The organism is Serratia sp. BFP-2025 (assembly GCF_050880365.1).
Classification (GTDB): Bacteria; Pseudomonadota; Gammaproteobacteria; order Enterobacterales; family Enterobacteriaceae; genus Serratia; species Serratia surfactantfaciens.
In genome coordinates this window covers 2,927,033-2,950,243 of the sequence record NZ_JBPAFV010000001.1, presented here as the reverse complement: position 1 = coordinate 2,950,243, position 23,211 = coordinate 2,927,033, and the positions used below count along the sequence as shown (strand labels likewise).

The following is a 23,211-nucleotide window of genomic DNA, read 5'->3' as shown; positions in this document are numbered from 1 at the left end:
AGCGGGTTTTTTATTGGGCGCATTATGCTTCGCTGCGGCGGGCCAACAGGCTGAATAGCAGGATGGCGACGGCGTAGCAGCCGACGATGGTCAGCGCCATCGACAGGCTCGAGGTGCCGCCCAGCCCGGTGAGCGGCACGGCGCAGGCGCCGAGCGCGAACATGCACACGCCGATCAAGGCTGAGGCGCTGCCCGCTTTGTCACCCTGGCTTTGCATCGCCAGCGAAGAGGCGGTCGGGCCGACGATGCCGATCACCGCCACCGAGAAGAACAGCGGCACCAGCAGCAATACCAGCGGCGCGTGCAGCGCGGCGGCCAACAGCAGCAACAGCGACGCGACGGCTGCCAGCGTCAGCCCGCTCTTCAACACCCGGCGCTCACCCCAACGAGAACTGAGGCGGCTGGCCAGCTGCGCCGCAATGATCAGCCCGACGCCGTTAATGGCGAAGCACAGGCTGAACATCTGCGGGCTGAGGCCGTAGATCTGCTGCAAGACGAAAGGCGAGGCGCCGATATAGGCGAACATGCCGGCCATCACGAAGCCCTGCGTCAGGCACAGTCCCATGAAATAGCGCTGGGTCAACAGACTGCCCAGCGACATCAGCATCGCCAGGATGCCGCCCTGGCTGCGGCGCTCGACCGGCAGGGATTCGCGTAGCTTCAGCGCCGACAGGCTGAACAGCAGCACCGCGATGGCCGCCAGCACGCCGAAGATGCCGCGCCAGTTCATCACCTGCAGCATGACGCCGCCCAGCACCGGCGCGACGATCGGCGCCAGGCCGTTGACCAGCATCAGCAAGGCGAAGAAGCGGGTCAGCTCATGCCCGGCATACAGATCGCGGGCGATGGCGCGGGAAATCACCGCCCCACCGGCGCCGGCGATGCCCTGCAGCAGGCGGGCGATCAGCAACTGGTCGATGGTGGGCGCCAGCGCGCACCACAGCGAAGCGCCCAGCAGCAGGATCAGCGACAGCAGCAGCGGGCGCATGCGGCCCAGTTTGTCGCTGTAAGGGCCGAAAATCAGCTGGCCGACGCCCAGACCGAGCAGCCCGGTGGTCAGGCTGAGCTGCGCGGCGGCGGTGGAGGTATTCAGCTCGCCTGCCATCTCCGGCAGGGCGGGCAGGTAGAGATCGGTGCACAGCGGCCCCAGCGCGGCCAACAGGCCAAGCACGACGGCGTACACCAGACGTTGTCTGGCTAAGTGTTTGGTCATGAGAGATTAGGATTTCCTGAACAGATGAGAAATGGCCTGCTGATACAGATCGCGCAGCAGGGACGCATCGGCTTTTTGCGTGGTAAGGATCCGGTAACCGGTGCCTTCGCTCATGACGGCGATAAACTCCACCCGCGCGGCGATCTCTTCCGCGCTGAAATGGGGATACAGCCGCTGCAGGTTGTGGCACACGTGGCGAAACAGCCGCGCTTCAGCGTCGCTGAGCATTTTGGCCACCACCGGATTGCGCGTGGCCTCGGCGGTCACTTCCAGCATCAGCATGTGGTCGGTTTCGCTCTCGCCCGGCTGCTGGAACAGCGTGCGCGCCGCCAGCACGCCGGCGATCAGATTGATGTGATCGCCAAGGTTTTCCAGGCGCTGCATCTTGTTGGCGATGATGCGGTTGACGATCTCCTCGATAATCGCGTCTTTATTGGCGAAATAGCGATAGATTTGGCCGACGCTGAGCTGTGAGCCCTGAGCGATTTCCGCCATGCTGGCGGCGTGGAAACCGTGGCGGCGGAAGCTGATTTTCGCCGCTTCGACGATCTGATCGCGGCGCGCCTGCACCTTGGCCTGTTTAGTGTCGTTGGGGGAGAGCATCTGCCCGATCCTTTGCTACGCGTGAGCCGGGTTCACATTTTTGGGTGTGAACGTTCATTCTCAATTGTAGTGCAACCGACGGGAAGGGTGCAAGATGAACGCGTGCTGCGGGAAAAGGCGTTTAAGCGAACAGGTAAGATTTGATAAAGGCGGCGACGATCAGCACGCACAGCGCAACGGCGATCGCTTCGGCGGCGGTTTTCGGCAGGCTAAACATAGCGGTTTCTCATCCAGTCAGGGGTACTGGATGAGATTATGCGCATGCAAGATTAAGGAAACATTAAGGACTTAGCGCCCGTTGACCCACATGACCAGCATGAAAGCCAGCAGCGTCATCGCCAGCGAACCGGCCAGGTTGAGCAGCATATTGGCCAATGCCCAGCCGAAGCGGCCATCCTGCATCAGGTACACCACCTCCAGCGAAAAGGTAGAGAAGGTGGTCAAGCCGCCGCAAAACCCGGTGGTGATCAGCAATTTCCAGGTGGGATCCAGGTGCGTCATGCGGGTGAAAATCGCCATCGCCAGGCCGATGATAAAACCGCCGACCAGATTGACCATCAGCGTACCGAGCGGAATGTGGGCGTTCAACGGATTCATTTTCATGCTTACCGCCCAGCGCAGTACGCTGCCGACGCCGCCGCCGATAAATACGGCCAGTAAAGAGCTCAACATGGGGCAACTACCTTTCAATCAGAGAAATTCACGGGACTCGGAAAGGGACAGGCGTAACGCTACGCGCCTCTCTCCGAGAGGTTACGTAGACATCATCAGCCTGTGAAGGCGGTTAGGGAGGAATGTCATCTCCAGCGTGCCGCACGGCCTTTTTTGCCGTACCCGTTGGATGTTACACCTAAAGCCGCCTATTTTGTAGTATCGACACTCTGCGAGGTAAAACGGATGGAAATCAGAACGGCGCGTCTGAGCGACCGACATGCTATCGCCGAATTAATGACGGCGCTGGATTATCCCGGCACCGAGGCGTTTCTGACGCAGCGAATGCAGCAACTGTTGGCGCATCCGGATGAGGCGCTGCTGGTGGCGGTTGAGGAGGAGCAAGTGCTGGGCGTGTTGTCGCTGCATTTTCTGCCTCAGCTGGCGTTGGCCGGCGATATTGCCCGCATCAGCTATTTTTGCGTCGACGATCGGGCGCGCGGCGCGGGCGTAGGGCGGTTGCTGTTGGCGGAGGGCGAGGCGCTGGCGCACCGTCGCGGCTGCGATCGGTTGGAAGTTCATTGCCACAGCCGCCGTGAGCGGGCCCATGCGTTTTATCGGCGCGAAGGCTTTGTCGAAGCGCCAAAGTATTTTGCCAAGCTATTAAGTCAGTAAGCTAGCCACCCGTCGGCGTCGCCGTTTCCAGCCGGTTGCGGCCGTTTTGCTTCGCCCGGTAGAGCGCGCCGTCGGCGGCTTTCAGCCAGTCCAGATAACCGCCCAACTCAGGGTGGTAGTTGGCGATGCCTGCGCTGATCTGCAGCCGTAGCTGAGGCGCCTCTTTGAAGCTGACGGCGTCCAGCCGTTGCTGAATGCGCTGCAGGACGGTTGTCGCCTGTTCGGCGTTGGTGTTCGGCAGTACCGCGCCAAATTCGTCCCCGCCGTAACGCCCGACGATATCCACGTTGCGTAAGCCGATCAGCAGCTCTTCCGCCAGCGCCGCCAGGGCTTCGTCCCCCAGCGCATGGCCGAAGGTGTCGTTGATGGTTTTGAAGCGATCGATGTCCATCAGAATCAGCGTGGCGCTGTCCTGATAGCGGCGGCAGCTGTCGAACTGGCGATGCAGCAGATGCTCCCAGTGGCGGCGATTGTACAAACCGGTCAGCCCATCGCGGGTGCTGATACGCTGCAGCTCCTGTTTCTTTTCCGCCAGCCGCTTGGCGGTGCGGTAGGTCACCAAACCAAGCAGCGTTGGATACAGATAGATCATCGGCAGGCACAGATAGATTTGCAGCGGGGTGCTTTGCGGGTGAAACGGGAAACCGAGCAGCGCGCCGGCGATCGCCGCGGCGGCCAGCTGAATCATCAATCCTTTCACAAACAGCGTTTTGCCGGCCGAGGCGATGTTGTTCATGCTCATCATCGACAGGATGACAATCGCAGGCAGCGCATTGAACGCCATCATCGCCGCCCAGACGCCGCCGAAGGCGGAGTCGATCAACAGGTTACGAATTTCGGCTTTGAACGGATCTTTGGCGCGGCAGGCCAGGCGGTAGGCGAGATGCGGCCAGAGAAAGCCGTGAAAGGCCAGTAAGAGCCAGACTGCCGTTGGCGGAGCCAGCGGGTAGAGCGCGGCGCAGACGCAGATAAAGCCAAGTCCCAAACCGGCCACGCGGGGCAGATAGGTGCGTTTGGCGAAGCTGAGGCCGGATTTTCGGGCATCGAAAATGGGTGGGGCAATATACATCCGGCATCTCCCTGATGAGTATCACAGCAGCGTATCATGCGGGTGATAAACTAAGAATAGTCTGGTATTCACGCCGTGAAGCCGTGTGGCATTCCTGCGATGGATCTCACTCTGTTACATGTTGCGGTTGTGCGAGCCGGGGGAAAGTCGCTAAATATTCGCAGGCAAGGTCAGTTTTTCTCGCTGTTCACGCAGCGCTCTATGATAAGAAGGTGAGTATGGAAGGTATCAGCATTACCAAACTTCTGGTGATTGCGGTGTTGGTGATTTTACTGTTCGGCACCAGCAAACTGCGCACGCTCGGCGCCGATCTTGGCGCGGCGCTGAAAGGCTTTAAAAAAGCCGTGGGCGATGACAGCACGCCACCGCCGGCCGCCGGCAACAACGCCGCCGAGAGCCAATCCGCTCAGCAGAGCGTCGAAAAGAAAGACGTTTAATCCCGTCTGATGGCGCGCAATAAAAAAACGGATGCCTTGCGGACATCCGTTTTTTGGCGTTTCCGCCGTCTTTAGCGTAACAAACTATTACGCGTTATTTCACTTCCATCCCTTTGGCCTGCAGATCGGCGTGGTAAGACGAACGCACGAACGGACCGCAGGCGGCGTGGGTGAAGCCCATCGCCATCGCTTCTTCTTTCATCTCGTCAAACTCGGCCGGGCTGACGTAGCGTTGCACCGGCAGGTGGTGACGGCTTGGCTGCAGGTATTGACCCAGCGTCAGCATGGTCACGCCGTGGCGACGCAGATCGCGCATCACTTCGACGATTTCCGCGTTGGTTTCCCCAAGGCCGACCATCAGGCCGGACTTGGTCGGGATATCCGGGTGCGCTTCTTTAAAGCGTTCGAGCAGCTTCAGCGACCACTCGTAGTTGGCGCCCGGGCGCACCTGGCGGTATACGCGTGGCACGTTTTCCAGGTTGTGGTTGAATACGTCCGGCGGCGTGGCGGTGAGGATCTCTAGCGCGCGGTCCATACGGCCGCGGAAGTCCGGCACCAGCGTTTCGATTTTGATGTTCGGGCTCTTGGCGCGGATGGCCGAGATGCAGTCGGCAAAGTGCTGAGCGCCGCCGTCGCGCAGATCGTCGCGGTCAACCGAGGTGATCACCACGTAACGCAGCGCCATGTCGGCGATGGTTTGCGCCAGCTTTTCCGGCTCGTTGGCGTCCGGCGCGATCGGGCGGCCGTGGGCCACGTCGCAGAACGGGCAGCGGCGGGTACAGATGGCGCCGAGGATCATAAAGGTGGCGGTGCCGTGGTTGAAGCACTCGGACAGGTTAGGGCACGAGGCTTCCTCACAGACGGAGTGCAGGCCGTTCTTGCGCATCGCGGCTTTGATGCCCTGAATGCGCGTTGAGTCGGCAGGCAGTTTGATCTTCATCCACTCGGGTTTACGCAACAGCTCCTGCCGTTCGGTGACCACCGTTTTGACCGGGATCAGCGCCATTTTGTCAGCATCGCGGTATTTGACGCCGCGTTCCATCTGAATTGGTTTACTCATAATCGTGCAGGTTCCAGTTACGAAGCTCGACCGTCTGGTAGCCGAGTAAATGAACAAATTCCTGTACCAGGATTGGGTGTATGTCTTCAATGCCAACGCCGGGCGCCAGCGCGCTGACCTGCGTCATCTGCATGCCGGCGTAACCGCAAGGGTTGATGCGTTGGAAAGGGCTGAGATCCATCGCCACATTCAGGGCTAGGCCGTGGAATGAGCTGCCTTTACGGATCCGCAAACCCAACGAACAGATTTTCTGCTCCCCCACGTACACGCCCGGCGCATCCGGACGGGCGCGCGATTCGAGACGGAAGTGGGCGAGGGTGTTGATAACCGTATCTTCTATCGCCGTGACCAATTGGCGTACGCCGACCTTGCTGCGTTTCAGATCGACCATCACGTACATCACCTGCTGGCCCGGCCCGTGATAGGTCACCTGGCCGCCGCGATCGCTCTGGACAACCGGGATATCGCCGGGCATCAGTACGTGCTCGGCTTTGCCGGCCTGGCCCTGGGTGAACACCGGGTGATGCTGCACCAGCCACAGTTCGTCCGGCGTGCTCTCGGTACGACCGTCGGTGAAGTTATGCATGGCTTGGGATACAGGCGCGTAGGGCTGCAACCCCAGCTGACGCAAAATGATCTTGTCTGGTTGCAAAAGAGTCATCGTCAGGTTACAGAAGTGGTAAAGCCATTATACCGGGCGCTCCGGCCTGCGACCAGCCTTTCGCTGACCAAAAATGCGCAACCCGGGAAGACGCTGCGCCATCCCGGGTTGATAAGCAGGGGTTTATGCTGGAATTACAGCACCATGCGAACAATTTCAATGTTGCCCAACTCTTCGTACAGGGTTTCGACCTGCTCGATGTGAGTGGCGTTGATGGTGATGGAGACGGAGTGGTAGTTGCCTTTGCTGCTTGGCTTAACCTGCGGGTTGTAATCGCCCGGTGCATGGCGCTGCACCACTTCAACTACCTGGTCAACCAGCTCAGGCTGCGCCAGGCCCATCACCTTGTAGGTAAACGAGCAAGGGAATTCGAGCAGTTCGTTCAGTTTAGTTTTTTGCATGTGCGTGCGCTCCAGAGTGCTAGCTAATCTATAAATTATAACTCCCGCCGGGGCGGGAGTTAATGTTATTCAGTATATGGGGGCAATTTTGCCCGTTTCAACCGTTAACCGAACCAGTGGTGGAACATCAGTTTGATATAGTCCACGATGCGGCTGAAGAAACCACCTTCTTTCACTTCGTTCATCACCACCAGCGGACGCTGATCGATGGTTTTGCCGTCCAGTTGGAAGTTGATGGTGCCGACCACCTGATTTTTCGCCAGCGGCGCGTGAATTTCCGGCGTGTTCAGCACATAGCTGGCCTTCAGATCTTTCATGCGGCCACGCGGGATGGTCAGGTAGACGTCTTTGTCCACGCCCAGCTCAACGCGATCGGCGTCGCCGAACCAGACCGGCTCGGAGGCGAACTCTTTACCGACTTTCAGTGGCGCCACGGTTTCAAAGAAGCGGAAGCCCCAGGTCAGCAGTTTCTTGCTCTCGGTTTCACGGCCTTTGTAGGTGCGGCCACCCAGCACAGCGGAGATCAGACGCATCTGGCCTTCGGTCGCCGAAGCCACCAAGTTGTAACCCGCCGCGTCGGTGTGGCCGGTTTTGATGCCGTCGACGTTCAGGCTGGTGTCCCACAGCAGACCGTTACGGTTCATCTGGCGGATATTGTTGAAGGTGAACTCTTTCTCTTTATAAATCGCGTATTCGTCCGGCACGTCGCGGATCAGCGCCTGGCCGATCAACGCCATGTCGCGCGCCGAGCTGTATTGCCCTTGGGCATCCAGGCCGTGCACCGTCTGGAAGTGGGTATTCTGCAGGCCCAGCTTGTTGACGTAGGTGTTCATCAGGTTGACGAACGCGTCCTGGCTGCCGGCGACGTAGTCGGCCATCGCCACGCAGGCGTCGTTACCGGACTGCAGGTTGATGCCGCGGGTCAGTTTGGAGACCGGCACGCGATCGCCTGGCTTCAGGAACATCAGCGAGGAGCCTTTGAACACCGGGTTGCCGGTTGCCCAGGCGTCCTGGCCGACGGTCACCATGTCGTCCTGGCCGATTTTGCCGGCTTTCAGCGCCTGGCCGATGACGTAGCTGGTCATCATTTTGGTCAGGCTGGCCGGATCGCGACGCGCGTCGGCGTTCATCTCGGCCAGCACTTTGCCGGAGTTGTAATCAATCAGGATGTACGCTTCCGCATCGATCTGCGGGACACCTGGGATCATGGTTTTGAGGTTAACGTCATCGGCATGCGCGACGGAGGCTGCGCCCATTGCGATAACGGTGCCGAATGCGATGCTCTTGATTAAGCGAAAAGAAGTTACTTGTTTCATGATCGGGACTACAACATCCGTGAAAGTAAAGTTAAAAAACGAGCCACACTATAGCAGATGCGATCCCGGCAGGCATTACCCATTCATCTGCCTAATTGCGGTTAGTGCACTTTTAGCTGCAAGAAAATGTTTCAGCTAAATAACCGCTTATCGGCCGTGAATGCCCGCCGGGCTTAATGCTCAGGGTGCAGCAGTAACGAAAGACTGTTGTTGCGCTTCGCTGGCCAGGCGTTGTTGCAGCTGGGCCGCCTGCTGACGGCTGCTGAATGGGCCGAGCTGAACGCGATAAACGTTGCCGTTGGCCGCCACTTTGCCTGGGACGCCAAACTGCTGGCTCAGGCTTTGCTGCCAGCTTTGGGCGCGCTCGGCGCTGCTCAGCGCGCCGACCTGCACCACGTAACCGCCTGAGGAAGAGGCGGCAGCCATGCCGGCAGCGGCGGTGGCGCCGGCCGCAACCGGTGCGGCCACCGAAGCGGCTTCAGGCTCGGAGCCTTCCAGCACGCCGGCCGGCACTGCGCTTGGCGCGCCGAGGAAACCACCGCGGCCGTTTGCGGCGTTGCCGCCGGCGGCTGGGGCATTGTCGTCGGTGCGCAGAGTGCTGTTATCGATCGGGCGCACCGCCGCGCCGCTGGCGACCGGCACGTCCTGCTGGATCGGGGTGCCCATGCCGCTGGAGCCGAGATCCGGGCGCGCCGGCAGGGCGTAGCTCTGTTTCGCCACGATGGTGCCGATGGTGCCAGGGCCGCTCAGCGTGCCATCCGGCGCCACGTTGATGAAATCTACCTTGACCTTGGTGTTGTTGGACAGGTTGAGGCGGTCGGCGGCGGCTTTCGACAGATCGATGATGCGGCCTTTGGTATAAGGCCCGCGATCGTTGACGCGTACCACCAGCTGACGGCCGTTGGCCAGGTTGGTGACGCGCACATAGCTAGGGATCGGCAGGGTCGGGTGCGCCGCGGTCAGGCCGTTAGGATCGAACTGCTCGCCCAGCGCCGTGGTGTTGCCGTTGGCTTCTTCGCCGTACCAGGCCGCCAGGCCGGTCTGCGAGAAGTTCTGCGGATCTTTTACGATGCGGTAAGTATCGCCATTAACCTTATAATCCTGCATGTTATTAGGGTTATAGGGTTCATATTGAGGCTCGACGCCACCGATTTCCACCACCGGGCCGTTGTACGGCTGCTGTGGCGCCTGCTGTTCCGTGGTCGGGGCGGTACAGGCGGAGAGCAACACCGCCGCGACGCCGATCCAAAGCCATTCCTTACGCATTACTCACCTCTTATAAACTTTTAGACAGCATTTTCCGATGCGTGTGGATCGACATGATGATGCCGAAACCGGCCATCAACACTATCAGCGCCGAACCCCCGTAACTGACCAGAGGCAAAGGTACGCCAACTACCGGCAAAATGCCACTGACCATACCGATGTTAACAAAGACATAAACGAACAAAATCAGCATCAAGCCGCCGACCATCACGCGGCCGAAGGTGGTTTGCGCCTTGGCGGCGATCATCAGCCCGCGAATGATCACCAGCAGGTAGAGCGCCAGCAGCACCAACACCCCGATCAACCCCAGCTCTTCGGCCAGAACGGCGAAGATAAAGTCGGTATGGCGCTCCGGCAGGAACTCCAGCTGCGACTGGGTGCCGTGCAGCCAACCCTTGCCGGACAGGCCGCCGGAGCCGATGGCGATCTTCGATTGAATAATGTGGTATCCGGCGCCGAGCGGGTCGCTCTCCGGATCGAGCAGCATCATTACGCGGTCGCGTTGATAGCCGTGCATCAGGAAGAACCACAGCACCGGGATAAAGGCTGCCAGCGCGACGGCGGCGACGGCGATCAGCTTCCAGCTCATGCCGGACAGGAACAACACGAACAGGCCGGAGGCGGCGATCAGGATAGACGTGCCCAGATCCGGCTGCGCGGCCACCAGCAGCGTCGGCAGGAAGATCAGCACCAGCGCGATGGCGGTGTTTTTCAGTGAAGGCGGGCAGACGTCGCGGTTCATAAAGCGCGCCACCATCAGCGGCACGGCGATCTTGGCGATTTCCGACGGCTGGAAGCGCACCACGCCGAGATCCAGCCAGCGTTGGGCGCCTTTACTGATCTGCCCGAAGGCGTCCACCAGGATCAGCAAAATCACGCAGAAGATATACAGATAGGGCGCCCAGCTTTCGTAGACGCGCGGCGGGATCTGCGCCATGACGGCCATCACGATCAGCCCCATGACGATCTGCCCGATCTTGCGCTCCATCATGCCGATGTCCTGGCCGCTGGCGCTCCACATCACGAAGGCGCTGTAGACCAGCAGGGCCAGGATCAACAGCAGGAACGTCGGGTCGATGTGGATTTTGGTCCAGATCGAGCCTTTTTGTTGGCTTTCAGTCATGTTCTACCTTAGTCACCTTCTACGCCAGGCGGCAGCGGAGCCTCGCTTGGCAATTGCGTATTGTTGTCGCCCAGCATGATGTGGTCGAGGATCTGGCGGGTGATGGTACCCACCGCCGGACCGGAGCCGCCGTTTTCCAGGATGATGGCGACCGACACCGTCGGGTTGTTGAACGGCGCGAAGGCGGTCATCAGCTTGTGATCGCGCAGGTGTTCCGCCAGTTTGTGGGCGTTGTAGGTTTCGTAACCGAAGACCTGTGCGGTGCCCGATTTCGCCGCGGCTTTATAAGGTGCGTCCGCAAAGTATTTGCGCGCCGTCCCGTTCGGACGGTTGGCCACACCGTACATGCCGTCTTTGGCGATTTCCCAGAAGCCGGAGTGAATATCGCCGATCTGCGTGTCTTCTTCCTGTTTGAACGGCACCAGCGCGCCGTTGACGCGGGTACTCTGCAGCAGGTGCGGCGTTTTGACCGTGCCATCGTTGATCAGGGTGTTCAGCGCCTTGGCCATCTGGATCGGCGTGGCGGTCCAGTAACCCTGGCCGATGCCCACCGGAATGGTGTCGCCCTGATACCACGGTTTCTTATAGCGTTTCAGCTTCCATTCGCGCGTCGGCATCAGGCCGGAGCGCTCTTCGGCCAGATCGATGCCGGTGTACTGGCCGTAACCGAATTTGGTCAGCCAGCTCGACAGCCGATCGATCCCCATGTCATAGGCGACCTGATAGAAGTAGGTATCTGCGGATTCTTCCAGCGCCTTGGTGACGTTCAGGCGGCCGTGGCCCCATTTTTTCCAGTCGCGGAAGCGTTTTTCCGAGCCGGGCAGCTGCCACCAGCCGGGATCGAACACCACGGTATTCTTGGTGATCACTCCGGCGCTCAGCGCCGACACCGCGATGTAAGGTTTCACCGTCGAGGCGGGTGGGTAGACCCCTTGCGTAGCGCGGTTGATCAGCGGGCGATTCGGATCGTTCAGCAGCCCCTGATAGTCCTTGCTGGAAATGCCGTCGACGAACAGGTTCGGATCGTAGCTCGGGTTAGACACCATCGCCAGGATGGCGCCGGTGCGCGGATCGCTCACCACCACGGCGGCGCGGCTGCCGACCAGCAGCTGTTCGATATAGCGCTGCAGGTTGAGATCGAGCGTCAGGTAAACGTCCTGACCGGCGGAAGGCGGCTGCTCGTGCAGCTGGCGGATCACCCGGCCGCGGTTGTTGACCTCGACCTCTTCATAGCCGGTTTTGCCGTGCAGCGTGTCTTCGTAGTAGCGTTCGATGCCCAGCTTGCCGATATCGTGGGTGGCGGCGTAGTTGGCCAGCTTGCCGTCTTTGTCCAGGCGCTCGACGTCACGGTCGTTGATCTTCGACACGTAGCCGGTAACGTGGGTGAGGGCGGAACCGTAAGGGTAGTAGCGGCGCTGGTAGCCTTTCACTTCCACGCCGGGAAAGCGGAATTGATTGACCGCAAAGCGGGCGACCTGTACTTCGGTCAGCGCGGTTTTCACCGGAATCGAGACGAAACGGCGCGAGCGCTTGCGCTCTTTTTCGAAATTGGTGATGTCGTCGTCGGTCAGATCGACCACCGGGCGCAGCGCCTGCAGCGTGGCTTTGAGATCGTCGACTTTTTCAGGCATCAGCTCCAGCTGGTAAATGGTGCGGTTGAGCGCCAGCGGGGTGCCGTTGCGATCGTAGATAATGCCGCGGCTGGGCGCGATGGGCACCAGCTTGATGCGGTTTTCGTTGGAGCGGGTGCGGTAATCCTCGACGCGGACCACTTGCAGATTATACAGGTTGGCGATCAGGATGCCGGACAGCACCAGGATGACCAAGAACGCCACCAGGGCGCGGCGTACAAACAGGGCGGATTCAGCCGTATAGTCGCGAAAAGGGTTACGTTCTATTTTCATCCCGCTGCTTTATTTCACTCTGTCACGGTCACCACCGGCTATTCCCGGTGGTAAGGATGATTTGTAGTAATACTCCAGGCGCGGTAGAGGCTTTCGGCCACCAGAACGCGCACCAAAGGATGCGGCAGTGTCAACGGAGAAAGTGACCAGCTCTGCTCGGCAGCGGCTTTGCAGGCGGGCGCCAGCCCTTCCGGGCCACCGATCAGCAAGCTGACGTTGCGGCCATCCTGCTTCCAGCGTTCAAGCTGTTGCGCCAGCTGCGGCGTTTCCCACGGCGTGCCTGGGATATCCAGCGTAACGATGCGGTTGCCTTTGCCCACCGCCGCCAGCATCTGTTCGCCTTCCTTGTCCAGAATGCGTTTGATGTCGGCGTTTTTGCCGCGTTTGCCCGCCGGGATCTCGGTCAGCTCAAACGGCATATCTTTGGGAAAGCGGTGCAGGTAATCCATAAAGCCGGTTTGCACCCAGTCTGGCATTTTGGTGCCGACCGCCACCAATTGCAGTTTCACCGCTTAGCTCCAGAGTTTTTCCAGCTCGTACAGGCGACGGCTCTCTTCTTGCATCACGTGCACGATCACTTCGCCCAGATCGACCACGATCCAGTCGGAGGCTTCCTGGCCTTTCATGCCGTACAGTTCCATGCCTGCGGCGCGGGATTCCTGCACCACGTGGCTGGCGATCGACATTACGTGACGCGTCGAGGTGCCGGTGCAGATGATCATGCAATCGGTGATGCTGGATTTGCCCTGTACGTCCAGAGCGATAATGTCTTGGCCTTTCAGGTCATCGATTTTATCGATGACGAAATCTTGGAGCGCTTTACCTTGCAAAGGTTCCCCCTCGGGTGTGTTCTGTTCAGTCGGCTGCGGCGGGCAAAATGCGCGCGCTGCGGCGTAACCGGATAATGGTTTCGGCAGGCTGCCGCTGAAAGCCAGCTAACTGGTGACTGCCCGGCCAGCTAAGGTTTCCGGGGTTTTCAGCGGATACCTGAAAAATAGCGGCGCAGTATATCACGCACCTTTCGCTAGCGATATAAACCCTGCAACTCGATATAGCGCTGCACCGAGCGGGGCAGCAGGTCGTCGCAGTTGAGGCCCTGATGGCGGCGCTGGCGGATCTCGGTGGCGGAAATTTCCAGCTCCGGCGTATCGGCCAGGTAGATATGGCCGTGCGGGCGGCGGCTGAGCAGCGCCGGGTCGGCGGTGCGGTGGCGTTCCAGCCACTGCTGCAGCTCCGGCGTGTCCATGCGATCGTTATAGCCTGGGCGCGTCAGCACCAGCAAATGACAGACGTCCAGCAGCGCCTGCCAGCGGTGCCATTTATGCAGCGTCAGCAGCGAGTCCTGGCCAATAATAAACGCCAGCGGCTGGGCGGCGCCACGCTCTTTACGAATCGTTTCCAACGTCTCGATGGTGTAGGAGGGGGTGGTGCGGTGCAGTTCGCGATCGTCGACCGCAAACAGCGGGTTGCCGGCGATCGCCAACTCGACCATCTTCAGGCGCTGCTGCGCATTGGCCTCCGGCTGCGGGCGGTGCGGCGGCACGTGGTTAGGCAGCAGCGTGACGCGATTCAGGCCCACTTCGGCGGCCAGCGCCTCAACCGGCCGCAGATGGCCATAGTGGATCGGGTCAAAGGTGCCGCCGAACAGCGCGTGCAATACGGTGGGGTGTTCCGGATTAGTGGGCATCGGTAAAACTCGTGGCCAGGGGTTTGCCGCACAGCAGCATCGACAGGGTTTCCAGTTCCGGCCAGACCGACTGGCCATAGTCCTGCTTGAGCGTCAGCTCGATTTGCGTCAGCAGCTGTACCGCCTGCTGCAACTGGGGGCCGGACAGGCGTTGCAACGCCTGGGTCACCAGCGGGCGGCGGTTCTGCCAGACCTTGTGCTGATCGAACAGCGTGCGCAGCGGCGCAGACGCCATGCGGCGCTGCAGCGTCAGCAACAGCAGCAGTTCGCGCTGCAGAGTGCGTAGCAGGATCACCGGCTCCACGTCCTCTTGCTGCAGCTGCTGCAGAATATGCCAGGCGCGCTTGCTCTTGCCGGCCAGCAGGGCGTCCAGCCAGTGGAACGGCGTGAAGTGGGCGGCGTCGTTCACCGCCTGTTCGACGCGCGGCAGCGTGAGCTTGCCGTCCGGGTGCAGCAGCGACAGCCGCTCCAACGCCTGCGACAGCGCCAGCAGGTTACCTTCGTAGCAGTAGCACAGCAGCTGATTGGCGGCGTCGTCCAACTCCAGCTTCATCGCTTTGGCGCGTGCGGCGACCCAGCGCGGCAGCTGCGCCTGTTCCGGCGTCTGGCAACTGACGAGGGCGCCGTGCGGGCTGAGCGCCTTGAACCAGGCACTGTTTTCCTGCGCTTTGGTGAGGCGCGGGCCGCGCAGGATCAGCAAAATATCGTCGTGCAGCAGCGTGGCGAGTTTGCTCAACTGCTCACCGATCGGCGCCGTCGGGCCGTTTTCCGGGAAGATCAGCAGCAGCGTCTGGCGGCTGGCGAACAGGCTCATCGCCTGGCAGATGCCGAAGATGGCGTCCCAGTCGGTATGGGCGTCGAGGGAAATGCTGTAGTGCTCGCTGAACTGCTGCTGTTGCGCGGCCTGCCGGAGTAAATCCTGGCTTTCCTGCAGCAGCAGCGGTTCATTGCCGCTCAATAAATAACAAGCGCGCAGCCCCTCTCGGAGCTGCGCGGCAAGTTGTTCCGGGTAAATGCGGATCATTGTGCGGTTTGGCTTGCCGCTCGTTCGCCGGCGGCAGCGGCTTTCTGCCGGTTCTCTTCTTCCGCCGCATGCACGGTCAGCAGTTTGCGCACCAGTTGTTGCGCCGCCTGCTCACGCATTTCCTGGCGAATGATCTCCTGTTCGGAGTCCTTGGCCAGCGCGGTCAGCGGGTTGTCGAAGAACGAACGGAACACTTTCACCGACAGCGGATACAGGTCATGCCCCGGGATCAGCACCTGGGCCTGTACGGTCAGCACCAGCTGGTACTCGGCGGTTTTACCGTCCTGGAAGATCGAGGCGGTATCCTGGCTTTCCGTCGCGCCGAGGATGCGCAGAGAAGGCACGTCTTTACGCTTCGGATCGCTGACGATAGTCACGTCGTTCAGGCGCAGCTGCTCACGCACCGCACGCGTCAACGGGCCGTAAGGGTCGGCGCTGTCCAGGATCAGCGTTTTCATTTCATTAGGCACCTGCGTGGTGCCACGCAGGTGAAAACCGCAGCCGGCGGTGACCAGCACCGCCAACCCCAGCAACAGCGTCAGAATACGTTGTCGCACAACTCCTCCTTGTGTTAACCCACAACCAGGTTAAGCAGTTTGCCCGGAACGTAGATCACTTTGCGAATCGTGACGCCGTCCAGATATTTAGCCACCAGATGCTCTTCGGCAGCGCGCGCGCGCACTTGCTCTTCGGTCGCATCGGCAGATACGGTGATTTTAGCGCGAACCTTGCCGTTCACCTGCACCACCACCAGCTTGGAGTCTTCGACCATCGCCTGCTCGTCGGCAACCGGCCATGGCGCGGTGTCCACGTCGCCTTCGCCGCCCAGCGCCTGCCACAGGGTGAAGCACACGTGCGGGGTGAACGGATACAGCATGCGAACTACGGCCAGCAGCGCTTCCTGCAGCAGCGCGCGATCCTGCTCGCTCTCCTGCGGCGCGCGGGCCAGTTTGTTCATCAGCTCCATCACGGCGGCGATCGCGGTGTTGAAGGTCTGACGGCGGCCGATATCGTCGGTCACCTTGGCGATGGTTTTGTGCAGATCGCGGCGCAGCGCTTTCTGATCTTCGTTCAGCGCCGCCACGTCCAGCGGCTGTACCGCGCCTTTTTCCACGTGATCGTAGGCCAGTTTCCACACGCGTTTCAGGAAGCGGTTCGCCCCTTCCACGCCGGATTCCTGCCACTCCAGCGTCATTTCTGCCGGTGAAGCGAACATCATGAACAGACGCACGGTGTCCGCGCCGTATTTTTCCACCATCTCCTGCGGGTCGATGCCGTTGTTCTTCGACTTCGACATTTTGCTCATGCCAGCATAGACCAGTTCACGGCCTTGCGGATCGGTGGCCTTGGTGATGCGGCCCTTGTCGTCGCGCTCGACGGTGGCGTCAACCGGGGATACCCAGACGCGCTCGCCGCTGTTGCCGGTGTAGTAGAAGGCGTCGGCCAGCACCATGCCCTGACACAGCAGGCGTTTGGCCGGCTCGTCCGAATCCACCAGGCCCGCATCGCGCATCAGCTTGTGGAAGAAGCGGAAGTACATCAGGTGCATGATGGCGTGTTCGATGCCGCCGATATATTGATCGACCGGCAGCCAGTAGTTGGCGGCGGCCGGATCCAGCATGCCCTGGTCATACTGCGGGCAGGTGTAGCGCGCGTAGTACCAGGAGGACTCCATAAAGGTGTCGAAGGTGTCGGTTTCGCGCAGCGCCGGCTGGCCGTTGACGGTGGTTTTCGCCCACTCAGGGTCGGCCTTGATCGGGCTGGTGATGCCGTCCATGACCACGTCTTCCGGCAGGATCACCGGCAGCTGGTCTTCCGGCGTCGGCATTACGGTGCCGTCTTCCAGCGTCACCATCGGGATTGGCGCACCCCAGTAACGCTGACGGGAAACGCCCCAGTCGCGCAGACGGTAGTTGACCTTACGCTGGCCCACGCCCTTGGCGACCAGTTTGTCGGCGATGGCGTTGAAGCCCGCTTCATTATCCAGGCCGTCGAACTCGCCTGAATTGAACAGCGCGCCTTTGTCGGTCATCGCTTCGGCGCTCACGTCAGGCTGGCTGCCGTCGAGGTTCAGGATCACCGGCTTGATCGGCAGATCGTATTTGGTGGCGAATTCCCAGTCGCGCTGGTCGTGCGCCGGTACCGCCATCACGGCGCCGGTGCCGTATTCCATCAGCACGAAGTTGGCGACCCACACCGGCAGCTTCTCGCCGCTCAGCGGATGGACAACGAACAGGCCGGTCGGCATGCCTTTCTTCTCCATCGTCGCCATTTCGGCTTCGGCGACTTTGGTGTTGCGGCATTCGTCGATGAACTCGGTCAGCGCCGGGGTGTTGCGCGCGCCCTGTTGCGCCAGCGGGTGGCCCGCGGCGACCGCCACGTAGGTGGCGCCCATGAAGGTGTCCGGGCGGGTGGTGTAAACCGTCAGCTTCTCTTCGCTGTCCGCCACGTCGAAGGTGATTTCCACGCCTTCGGAGCGGCCAATCCAGTTGCGCTGCATGGTTTTCACCTGCTCCGGCCAGCTTTCCAGCGTGTCCAGATCGTTCAGCAGCTGATCGGCGTAGGCGGTGATTTTGATGAACCACTGCGGGATCTCTTTACGCTCGACCTTGGTGTCGCAGCGCCAGCAGCAGCCGTCGATAACCTGTTCGTTGGCCAGCACGGTCAGATCGTGCGGGCACCAGTTCACCGCCGAGGTCTTCTTGTAGACCAGGCCTTTTTCATACAGCTTGGTGAAGAACCACTGTTCCCAGCGGTAGTATTCCGGCTGGCAGGTGGCGATTTCGCGATCCCAGTCATAGCCGAAGCCCAGCAGTTTCAGCTGATTCTTCATGTATTCGATGTTGTCGTAGGTCCACGGGGCCGGCGCGGTGTTGTTTTTCACCGCTGCGCCTTCCGCCGGCAGGCCGAACGCATCCCAGCCGATCGGCTGCAGTACGTTTTTGCCCAGCATGCGCTGATAGCGCGAGATCACGTCGCCGATAGTGTAGTTACGAACGTGGCCCATGTGCAGTCGGCCGGACGGGTAAGGCAGCATGGATAGGCAGTAGTACTTTTCCTTGCTGTCGTCTTCGGTAACTTTGAAAGTCTGCTTCTCTTGCCAGTGAAGCTGTACGTTCGATTCTATGTCTTCTGGACGGTATTGCTCTTGCATGGCGGCCGGTGGTCCTGTAGGTGTAAACCGTTGCCCCGGTCAGAGGCAACGCAATGAACATTTAGTATTCGTAGATCCGCATAGCATAGCTGATAAGACCTCCCGGCAACAACTCCAAGCGCCTGACTCGGCGCATTTAAAAAAAACGCCGCCATGACGCGGCTCACAACCTGCGGATCCCGCGTCTTGCCAAGTGACATCAGTCATTTACGGCTAAAATAAGAACAAGTAGCTTAGGGGTATCCCTACAGCCAAGTCCGGCGCAGCGTTTATCGAGGAGAGTCTATGAACAAGGTTGCTCAGTATTACCGCGAATTGGTGGCATCGCTGACCGAACGCCTGAAAAACGGTGAACGAGATATCGACGCCCTGGTGGCCAGCGCGGAGCGGCGGTTGAACGAGGCCGAAGGTCTGACCCGCGACGAGGTGCGGCAGGTGACGCAGGCGGTGCGGCGCGATCTGGAAGAGTTTGCCCGCAGCTACCAGGAGAGCCGGGACGAATTTACCGACAGCGTATTTATGCGGGTGATCAAAGAGAGTCTGTGGCAGGAGTTGGCGGATATCACCGACAAAACCCAGTTGGAGTGGCGCGAGGTGTTCAAGGACGTCAGCCACCACGGCGTTTACCACAGCGGTGAAGTGGTGGGGCTGGGCAATCTGGTGTGCGAGCAATGCCACTATCACCTGGCTTTTTACACCCCGGAAGTGCTGCCGCTGTGCCCGAAATGCGGCCACGACCAGTTCCAGCGCCGGCCGTTTGAACCTTGATGACGTTCCCCGTCAGGGCGGGGAACGCTAAGGCCGGCGTTTAACGGAACAGTTTCTTCAGCAGGTTGCTCAGGAAACCGCCGCTGACGGTTGCCGGGGCAGCTTTCGCCTGCGCCGGCGCGCTAGCCGCTACGGCGACGCCGGCCGGGATTTTCTGCGCGACCGCGATGCGGCTGTCCTGAGCGGCTTTTTCCGCCGCTTCCGGGCCGTAGGCAAAGCCTTCTGCCAGCACGAATTCAACGTCGGTGATGCCGATAAAGCCCAGGAACAGCTTCACGTACGGCGTGATCAGATCCGTCGGCGTGTCGGCGTGGATGCCGCCGCGGCTGGAGATGACGATCGCTTTCTTGCCCGTCACCAGCCCTTCGGCGCCGGCGGAGGTATAGCGGAACGTCTGACCGGCGCGGGCGATCAGATCGAAGTAGATCTTCAGCTGCGTCGGGATATTGAAGTTGTACATCGGCGCGCTGATGATCAGCGTGTCGTGTGATTTCAGTTCGGCAATCAGCTCGTCGGACAGCGCCAGGGTGCTTTGCTGGTGCGGCGTCAGCGGTTTGTCGCCGGCGGAAAAACCGGCCATCACTTCGCCATCCAGCTCCGGCAGCGTCGGGTTGGCCAGATCGCGCACGGTAAAGGTGTCTTCAGGGTGAGTTTCACGCCATTGTTCAACAAAAAAATCGACTAATTTTCCAGACTGGGAATATTCACCCAGAATGCTTGATTTCAGGACCAGTACGCGGCTCATTGGCTTATCTCCAGGCGAGGTTTAATCGGTAACGATGTCAGTCGGTGTAAACGCATGGTAGAGGCAAGCCATGAACAGTGATAGCGCAAAAATTCGCTGAGTTAAATCAAAAAAGTTGAATGAGGGGCGCGAGCGCGCCCCGAAGGGATTAATAACGCGCTACGCGCTCGGCCAGCAGATCGATAAAGCCTTCGCGGTTGATGCCGGTCAGCACTTCCACGTTGGCCGCTTTGCCGGTTTGCTGGAAATAGTCCACCACCGTCATGCCGACGGTGTATTCCCCTTTGGTTTCCACACCCACCCAGCGTTCTACGCCGGTAAACAGCTGCGGCGCCAGCAGCCAGGCGATGGTGCAGGGATCGTGCATCGCCGCGCCGGGCAGGCCGCGCGGATGGCTGAGGTACAGCGGCAGATAAAAATCGAGCATCTCCGCCACCGCCTGGGCGACCGGATTGTCTATCTGACGAATGCGCTCGATATCCTGCGGCAGCACCAGCGCCTGATGGGTGACGTTCAGCCCGGCCATGGTCAGCGGCACGCCGGATTTCAGCACCATTTCGGCGGCTTCGGGATCGACGAAGATATTGAATTCCGCCACCGGCGTGGTATTGCCGGCGTTCATGCCGCCGCCCATAAATACGATGCGTTCGATGCGGCTTTTCAGCTCGGCATGCTGGGCCAACAGCAGGGCGATGTTGGTCATCGGGCCGGTCACCACCAGGGTGATCGGCTGGGGGCTGGTGCGCAGCAGGTCGGCGATCAGCTCAACGGCGCCGCGGGGGGCGGGCTTGAGGGTCGGTGTCGGCAGGTGGGTGTTGCCCATGCCGGTTTTGCCGTGGACATAGTCGGCGATCACCAGCTCGCGCATCAGCGGGCCGCTGGCGCCGGCGGCGACCGGAATGTCTTCGCGCTGCATCAGGGTCAACAGACCCAGCGCGTTATGCAGGGTTTTCTCCGGCGTCTGGTTGCCGGCGGAGGTGGTGATGGCTTTGACGTCCAGCTCCGGCGAACGCAGCGCCATGGCCAGCGCGATGGCGTCGTCGAGGCCGGGATCGCAATCGATGATAATAGGGCGGGGCATGTTCTTTCTCCTCTGTTTGTTATCCTGCGAGCATCGGATCAAAACCGGGGAGAAACAAGCGCTTTTAGTGCCGGGAGAAAAGATGCGCCCCTGGCGGGGCGCATAGAGGGAACTTAGTGCAGGATCTTGGCCAGGAAGTCCTTGGCGCGCTCGGATTCGGGGTTGTTGAAGAAATCGTCTTTGTTGCGGTCTTCGACGATTTTGCCTTCGTCCATAAAGATCACCCGGTTCGCCACTTTGCGGGCGAAGCCCATTTCGTGGGTCACCACCATCATGGTCATGCCTTCGTTCGCCAGCTCGACCATCACGTCCAGCACTTCATTGATCATTTCCGGATCGAGCGCCGAGGTCGGTTCATCGAACAGCATGGCGATCGGATCCATGCACAGCGCGCGGGCGATGGCGACGCGCTGCTGCTGGCCGCCGGACAGCTGACCGGGGAACTTGTTGGCGTGGGCGGAAAGGCCGACGCGTTCCAGCAGCTTCAGCCCCTTCTCGCGTGAGGCGGTTTTGTCGCGCTTGAGCACTTTCACCTGCGCCAGTGTCAGGTTGTCGATGATCGACAGATGCGGGAACAGCTCAAAGTGTTGGAACACCATGCCGACCTTGGCGCGCAGCTGCGCCAGATTGGTTTTCTTGTCGTTGACCGGCGTGCCGTTCACCAGGATATCGCCCTGCTGGATCGGCTCAAGGCCGTTGACGGTTTTGATCAGGGTGGACTTGCCGGAACCTGAAGGACCGCAGACGACGACCACTTCGCCTTTTTTCACTTCGGTGGTGCAATCGGTCAACACCTGAAAGTGACCGTACCACTTAGAAACATTTTTCAGGGATATCATCAAACAGTCCTTTTCTTCAAATAGCTTACCAGCGCCGAGGCGGCGAGGCTGATAACAAAATAGACAAAGCCGGCGAACAGGATCATTTCAACCTGGGTGCCGTCGCGTTCGCCGATGGTCGATGCGGTGCGGAAGAAGTCGGCCAGGCTCAGAACGTAAACCAGCGACGTATCCTGGAACAGCACGATGCCCTGAGTCAGCAGCAGCGGCACCATGGCACGAAACGCCTGCGGCAGGATCACCAGCCGCATGGATTGCCAGTGGGTCATGCCCAGCGCCAGCGCGGCGGAGGATTGGCCGCGCGAGATGCTGATAATGCCGGCGCGGATGATTTCCGAGTAATAGGCTGCTTCAAACAGGGAAAAGGCTACCATAGCCGAGATCAGGCGAATATCGGTTTTCGGCGACAACCCTAGAACCTGTTGTAATAAGCTTGGAACCACCAGATAGAACCACAGCAGCACCATCACCAGCGGCACCGAGCGGAACAGGTTGACGTACAGGGTGGCGAACCAGCTGATCGGCTTGAACGGCGACAGACGCATCACCGCAAGCACGGTGCCCCACAGGATGCCGACCACGATGGCGGTCACGGTGATCTTCAGCGTGATCGCCATGCCCTGCAGCAGGAAAGGGAAGCTTGGGACGATCGACGCCCAGTCAAATTCGTACATTATTTACTCCCCAGGTTGCCAGGCAACTGCACTTTCTTTTCGACCAGACGCATAAACAGCATGATAACGGCGTTGATGCCGATATAAGCCAGCGTGATGGCGGTAAAGGATTCATAGGCGTGTGCGGAGTAATCCAACAGCTTGCCGGCCTGTGCGGCCATGTCCACCAGCCCGATGGTTGAGGCGATGGCAGAGTTTTTGACCAGGTTGAGCATCTCCGAGGTCATCGGCGGCACGATCACCCGATAGGCGTTCGGCAGCAGCACGTAGCGGTAGGTTTGCGGCAGCGTCAGGCCCATCGCCAGCCCGGCCGCTTTCTGACCGCGCGGCAGGGATTGAATGGCGGCGCGCACCTGCTCGCAAACGCGGGCGGCGGTAAACAGCCCCAGGCAGAGCATGGAGGAGACGAAGAACTGCACGTTGGGATCCAGCTCGCTTTTAAACCAGGTGCCGATATTGGCCGGCAACAGTTCGGGGATCACCAGATACCAGGTAAAGAATTGCACGATCAGCGGCACGTTGCGGAACAGTTCGACGTAACAGGTGCCGAGGGCGGAAAGAAAGCGGTTGGGTACGGTACGCAAGATACCGAACAGCGAACCGACGAAGAAAGCGATAATCCATGCACAGACGGAGAGGGCCACCGTGACCTGAAAGCCGGACCAGATCCAGCCGAGGTATGTGGTGTTCCCAAACGGGGCCTGCTGCAGGAAGATACCCCAGTTCCAATCTATTGACATAACAAACTCCGGTAAACGGGCGCAGAGCGCCGAAGATTGATGACTTGATGAGCGCCGATCGCCGCGCGGCCAGTCTGGCTGGCTTATTGTGTGCGGAGGTCGGTGATGCGCCTTGGGGAA

25 protein-coding genes and 1 riboswitch are annotated in these 23,211 nt (G+C 60.2%); of the genes, 3 read left to right on the top strand and 22 right to left on the bottom strand.

The window, feature by feature from the left end:
• Nucleotides 1-22 precede the first annotated feature (22 nt).
• The 3 genes from ACRAWE_RS14165 to crcB all read right to left on the bottom strand — a co-directional run bounded on the left by ACRAWE_RS14165 (nucleotide 23) and on the right by crcB (nucleotide 2,488).
• A complete protein-coding gene (locus ACRAWE_RS14165; protein WP_019454094.1) occupies nucleotides 23-1,213 on the bottom strand; it encodes a multidrug effflux MFS transporter in 1,191 nt (396 codons plus the stop codon).
• 6 nt (nucleotides 1,214-1,219) lie between these two features.
• Nucleotides 1,220-1,816, bottom strand: a complete 597-nt coding sequence (locus ACRAWE_RS14160; protein ID WP_063918885.1) for a TetR/AcrR family transcriptional regulator — start codon at nucleotides 1,814-1,816, stop codon at nucleotides 1,220-1,222.
• 288 nt (nucleotides 1,817-2,104) lie between these two features.
• Nucleotides 2,105-2,488, bottom strand: coding sequence for a fluoride efflux transporter CrcB (crcB, locus tag ACRAWE_RS14155; protein WP_019454092.1), 384 nt, complete (start codon nucleotides 2,486-2,488; stop codon nucleotides 2,105-2,107).
• Nucleotides 2,489-2,567: 79 nt separating this feature from the next.
• Nucleotides 2,568-2,630: riboswitch (Fluoride riboswitch) on the bottom strand.
• Nucleotides 2,631-2,713: 83 nt separating this feature from the next.
• On the opposite strand from crcB, the gene ACRAWE_RS14150 reads away from it, so the two are divergent.
• A complete protein-coding gene (locus tag ACRAWE_RS14150) occupies nucleotides 2,714-3,142 on the top strand; it encodes a GNAT family N-acetyltransferase (protein WP_025160047.1) in 429 nt (142 codons plus the stop codon).
• Nucleotide 3,143: 1 nt separating this feature from the next.
• On the opposite strand, the gene ACRAWE_RS14145 is transcribed toward ACRAWE_RS14150, so the two are convergent.
• The gene (locus tag ACRAWE_RS14145; RefSeq protein ID WP_019454090.1) at nucleotides 3,144-4,211 is read right to left on the bottom strand and encodes a diguanylate cyclase; all 1,068 of its coding nucleotides are present in this window, start codon (nucleotides 4,209-4,211) and stop codon (nucleotides 3,144-3,146) included.
• A gap of 218 nt (nucleotides 4,212-4,429) precedes the next feature.
• On the opposite strand from ACRAWE_RS14145, the gene tatA reads away from it, so the two are divergent.
• Nucleotides 4,430-4,648: a Sec-independent protein translocase subunit TatA gene (tatA, locus tag ACRAWE_RS14140; protein ID WP_019454089.1), complete on the top strand. Its 219-nt coding sequence runs from the start codon at nucleotides 4,430-4,432 to the stop codon at nucleotides 4,646-4,648.
• Between the two features lie 94 nt (nucleotides 4,649-4,742).
• On the opposite strand, the gene lipA is transcribed toward tatA, so the two are convergent.
• The 13 genes from lipA to leuS all read right to left on the bottom strand — a co-directional run bounded on the left by lipA (nucleotide 4,743) and on the right by leuS (nucleotide 18,244).
• Nucleotides 4,743-5,708: a lipoyl synthase gene (gene lipA / locus ACRAWE_RS14135; protein WP_025301835.1), complete on the bottom strand. Its 966-nt coding sequence runs from the start codon at nucleotides 5,706-5,708 to the stop codon at nucleotides 4,743-4,745.
• Nucleotides 5,701-6,369 (bottom strand): lipoyl(octanoyl) transferase LipB, encoded by a 669-nt coding sequence (lipB, locus tag ACRAWE_RS14130; RefSeq protein ID WP_025160045.1) that lies wholly within the window; start codon nucleotides 6,367-6,369, stop codon nucleotides 5,701-5,703. Before lipB ends, lipA begins: the two co-directional genes overlap by 8 nt.
• A gap of 134 nt (nucleotides 6,370-6,503) precedes the next feature.
• The gene (ybeD, locus tag ACRAWE_RS14125) at nucleotides 6,504-6,770 is read right to left on the bottom strand and encodes a DUF493 family protein YbeD (RefSeq protein ID WP_004940012.1); all 267 of its coding nucleotides are present in this window, start codon (nucleotides 6,768-6,770) and stop codon (nucleotides 6,504-6,506) included.
• 104 nt (nucleotides 6,771-6,874) lie between these two features.
• Nucleotides 6,875-8,086: a D-alanyl-D-alanine carboxypeptidase DacA gene (gene dacA / locus ACRAWE_RS14120; RefSeq protein ID WP_019454086.1), complete on the bottom strand. Its 1,212-nt coding sequence runs from the start codon at nucleotides 8,084-8,086 to the stop codon at nucleotides 6,875-6,877.
• A gap of 180 nt (nucleotides 8,087-8,266) precedes the next feature.
• Nucleotides 8,267-9,352, bottom strand: coding sequence for an endolytic peptidoglycan transglycosylase RlpA (rlpA, locus tag ACRAWE_RS14115; protein ID WP_019454085.1), 1,086 nt, complete (start codon nucleotides 9,350-9,352; stop codon nucleotides 8,267-8,269).
• 10 nt (nucleotides 9,353-9,362) lie between these two features.
• Nucleotides 9,363-10,475 carry a peptidoglycan glycosyltransferase MrdB gene (gene mrdB / locus ACRAWE_RS14110; RefSeq protein WP_004940006.1) on the bottom strand — a complete coding sequence of 371 codons (1,113 nt, stop codon included), beginning with the start codon at nucleotides 10,473-10,475 and terminating at the stop codon, nucleotides 9,363-9,365.
• 8 nt (nucleotides 10,476-10,483) lie between these two features.
• Nucleotides 10,484-12,379 carry a peptidoglycan DD-transpeptidase MrdA gene (gene mrdA / locus ACRAWE_RS14105; RefSeq protein WP_019454084.1) on the bottom strand — a complete coding sequence of 632 codons (1,896 nt, stop codon included), beginning with the start codon at nucleotides 12,377-12,379 and terminating at the stop codon, nucleotides 10,484-10,486.
• 38 nt (nucleotides 12,380-12,417) lie between these two features.
• Nucleotides 12,418-12,888 (bottom strand): 23S rRNA (pseudouridine(1915)-N(3))-methyltransferase RlmH, encoded by a 471-nt coding sequence (rlmH, locus tag ACRAWE_RS14100; RefSeq protein WP_004940002.1) that lies wholly within the window; start codon nucleotides 12,886-12,888, stop codon nucleotides 12,418-12,420.
• Between the two features lie 3 nt (nucleotides 12,889-12,891).
• Nucleotides 12,892-13,209 (bottom strand): ribosome silencing factor, encoded by a 318-nt coding sequence (gene rsfS / locus ACRAWE_RS14095; protein WP_016928774.1) that lies wholly within the window; start codon nucleotides 13,207-13,209, stop codon nucleotides 12,892-12,894.
• Between the two features lie 194 nt (nucleotides 13,210-13,403).
• Nucleotides 13,404-14,066: a nicotinate-nucleotide adenylyltransferase gene (gene nadD / locus ACRAWE_RS14090; RefSeq protein WP_432525498.1), complete on the bottom strand. Its 663-nt coding sequence runs from the start codon at nucleotides 14,064-14,066 to the stop codon at nucleotides 13,404-13,406.
• Complete coding sequence (gene holA / locus ACRAWE_RS14085; protein WP_019454082.1) at nucleotides 14,056-15,090, bottom strand: DNA polymerase III subunit delta; 1,035 nt, start codon at nucleotides 15,088-15,090, stop codon at nucleotides 14,056-14,058. The genes nadD and holA overlap by 11 nt, the downstream gene beginning before the upstream one ends.
• Entirely contained in the window at nucleotides 15,087-15,647 is a 561-nt protein-coding gene (gene lptE, locus ACRAWE_RS14080) for an LPS assembly lipoprotein LptE (protein WP_060440523.1), read from the bottom strand. The genes holA and lptE overlap by 4 nt, the downstream gene beginning before the upstream one ends.
• Before the next feature lie 14 nt (nucleotides 15,648-15,661).
• A complete protein-coding gene (gene leuS / locus ACRAWE_RS14075) occupies nucleotides 15,662-18,244 on the bottom strand; it encodes a leucine--tRNA ligase (RefSeq protein WP_432525497.1) in 2,583 nt (860 codons plus the stop codon).
• A gap of 285 nt (nucleotides 18,245-18,529) precedes the next feature.
• On the opposite strand from leuS, the gene ACRAWE_RS14070 reads away from it, so the two are divergent.
• A complete protein-coding gene (locus ACRAWE_RS14070) occupies nucleotides 18,530-19,012 on the top strand; it encodes a zinc ribbon-containing protein (RefSeq protein ID WP_019454079.1) in 483 nt (160 codons plus the stop codon).
• Between the two features lie 40 nt (nucleotides 19,013-19,052).
• Here the strand turns inward: ACRAWE_RS14070 and ACRAWE_RS14065 are convergent, their stop codons facing one another.
• The 5 genes from ACRAWE_RS14065 to ACRAWE_RS14045 form a co-directional block, all read right to left on the bottom strand.
• On the bottom strand, nucleotides 19,053-19,757 hold the full coding sequence (locus tag ACRAWE_RS14065) for an FMN-dependent NADH-azoreductase (protein ID WP_063918891.1): 705 nt from the start codon (nucleotides 19,755-19,757) through the stop codon (nucleotides 19,053-19,055).
• 148 nt (nucleotides 19,758-19,905) lie between these two features.
• Nucleotides 19,906-20,838, bottom strand: a complete 933-nt coding sequence (gene rihA / locus ACRAWE_RS14060; protein WP_309530980.1) for a pyrimidine-specific ribonucleoside hydrolase RihA — start codon at nucleotides 20,836-20,838, stop codon at nucleotides 19,906-19,908.
• Between the two features lie 113 nt (nucleotides 20,839-20,951).
• Complete coding sequence (locus tag ACRAWE_RS14055) at nucleotides 20,952-21,677, bottom strand: amino acid ABC transporter ATP-binding protein (protein ID WP_019454076.1); 726 nt, start codon at nucleotides 21,675-21,677, stop codon at nucleotides 20,952-20,954.
• The gene (gene gltK, locus ACRAWE_RS14050; RefSeq protein ID WP_019454075.1) at nucleotides 21,677-22,351 is read right to left on the bottom strand and encodes a glutamate/aspartate ABC transporter permease GltK; all 675 of its coding nucleotides are present in this window, start codon (nucleotides 22,349-22,351) and stop codon (nucleotides 21,677-21,679) included. The genes ACRAWE_RS14055 and gltK overlap by 1 nt, the downstream gene beginning before the upstream one ends.
• A complete protein-coding gene (locus tag ACRAWE_RS14045; protein WP_019454074.1) occupies nucleotides 22,351-23,091 on the bottom strand; it encodes an amino acid ABC transporter permease in 741 nt (246 codons plus the stop codon). The genes gltK and ACRAWE_RS14045 overlap by 1 nt, the downstream gene beginning before the upstream one ends.
• Nucleotides 23,092-23,211 lie beyond the last annotated feature (120 nt).